2 protein-coding genes are annotated in these 1,989 nt (G+C 62.1%); one reads left to right on the forward strand and one right to left on the reverse strand.

The window, feature by feature from the left end; translation table 11 throughout:
- Positions 1-1,625, forward strand: a 1,625-nt coding sequence (locus C0V97_RS17295) for a RecQ family ATP-dependent DNA helicase (protein ID WP_127103711.1), incomplete at its 5' end; no start/stop codon positions are given.
- Positions 1,626-1,726: 101 nt separating this feature from the next.
- Here C0V97_RS17295 and C0V97_RS17300 read toward each other — a convergent pair.
- Positions 1,727-1,989: copper chaperone PCu(A)C (locus C0V97_RS17300; protein WP_148114966.1), on the reverse strand; the 263-nt coding region annotated here is incomplete at its 5' end.

Below are 1,989 nucleotides of genomic sequence, written 5' to 3' on the forward strand. Positions count from 1 at the left end.
TTGTCATCTCGCCCCTGATTGCCCTGATGGACGATCAGGTTGCGGCGCTTCGCCAGCTCGGTGTCACCGCAGCAGCCCTCCATTCGGAGCTCGACCCGCCCCGCCTGGAGCTGTTCCGCAACGATTTGCGCGACGGACGGCTGGATATTCTCTACATATCTCCCGAGCGTCTCGTCTCGCCGGGCACGGCCCGCTGGCTCGCGCGCAATCCGGTCTCGGTGCTCGCGATCGACGAGGCTCACTGCGTGTCAGCATGGGGGCACGAGTTTCGGCCGGAATACCGTGCCCTCGCAGATCTTCCGAGCATTTTTCCCGGCGTTCCGCGTATTGCCCTGACTGCAACGGCTGATTCACGTACTCAGGATGATATCCTTCAGGCCTTGGGCATGCCCGAGGCGCATCGGCTGACCTCCAGCTTCCATCGCCCCAATCTGTTCCTCGCGGCCTCGCCCAAGGGATCGGAAACGAAGCAGGTTCAGGACGCGCTGGAGCGGCACAAGGAAGATGCCAGCATTGTCTATTGCGGCAGCCGCAACCGCACGGAGCGCATGGCCAAAAGCCTGAGGGAGCGCGGCTTCAATGCGCTTCCGTTCCACGCCGGGCTTTCCTCGCAGGAGAAACACGCGACGCTCATGCGCTTTCGCAGCGGCGAGCCCATGGTGATCGTGGCGACGGTCGCCTTTGGTATGGGAATTGATCGCCCTGATGTGCGGTGCGTCGTCCATCTCGACATGCCTGCTTCTCCGGAGGCCTATTATCAGCAGATCGGTCGTGCCGGGCGCGATGGCGCCCCGGCGGACACGCTGCTGCTCTATGGCGGTGAGGATATGGCCCGAGCCCGATACTGGCTGGAGCAATCAAACGCCCCGGAGACGGAGAAACGCGTCATGCAGGCGCGTCTCGAGAGCATGATCGCGCTTACCGAGACGGTCGGCTGTCGTACTCAGGCCCTGCTCGCCTGCTTTGGCGAACCACTGGACGGTCCCTGCGGTCATTGCGATAATTGCCGCAGCCCTGCGGAGACATTCGATGGGACGGAGGCTGCTCAGAAGGTTCTGTCGGCCATATACAGGACCGGTCAGCGTTTTGGCGCGGTCCATCTGACCACCGTATTGCGTGGCAAGCTCACTGAAGCCATCGAGCGTCACGCACATCAGCATCTGACGGTATTCGGGGTTGGCAGGGAGCACTCCGAGCAGTGGTGGCGCGGTGTTATCCGCCAGCTTATCGCACGCGGCGCCATTCGCATGAGCGGCGAGCACGGCACGCTTGGGCTTGATGTCGAAGCTGCCCGGCCGATCCTGCGTGGCGAGGAAAAATTGCGTCTCCGCGTGGACCCGATCAAGGCTGCTGCGAGCGCGGGGCGTTCCCTGCCAGCGTCTACGGTGATTGATTCTCTGGATGAGGATGAGCGCAAACGTTTCGAAGCCCTGCGTCGCTGGCGCCGCGACGAGGCGCGTGAGCAGGAGATTCCACCCTATGTGATCTTCCACGATGCCGTTCTGAGTGAGATTGCGCGCGAGAATCCCGACAGCGTCGAGGCGCTGTCGGATATCAAGGGCGTAGGTGCCTCGAAACTCAAACGGTACGGCGATGCAGTGATCGCCGTGCTGGAAGAGGGCTGAGATAACGCCTTCAGCCTGGGCAGTTGGCTCAGAATGACACCCCGGCCTCAATCGCAGCCTCTCGGGTTTTCGGGCGGGGGGCTGCGAGACCGTCCGGGGAGTTATTCTTTCAGCAGGAAGGTCACTGTCGCGGATGTGCCGCCCAGGAAGTTGAAGGTCAGCGGAATTGACTGCCCCGGCTTCGGCCCGTCCGGGAAATCACGACAGATCAGGTGATAGCCTCCCTCGGGGAACACCATCGTCATCTCGGCAGGGATCGTGAAATGTGAAAACAGATTGGCTGTGTGGCTGGTCACTTCCTGCTCGCTGTGAAAGGCCTCGATGGCGCTGCAATCGGGAGAACTGACCCCCGAGATCAGATGCG

Origin of the sequence: Asaia sp. W19 (assembly GCF_003994335.1) — a bacterium.
Lineage (GTDB): Bacteria > Pseudomonadota > Alphaproteobacteria > Acetobacterales > Acetobacteraceae > Asaia.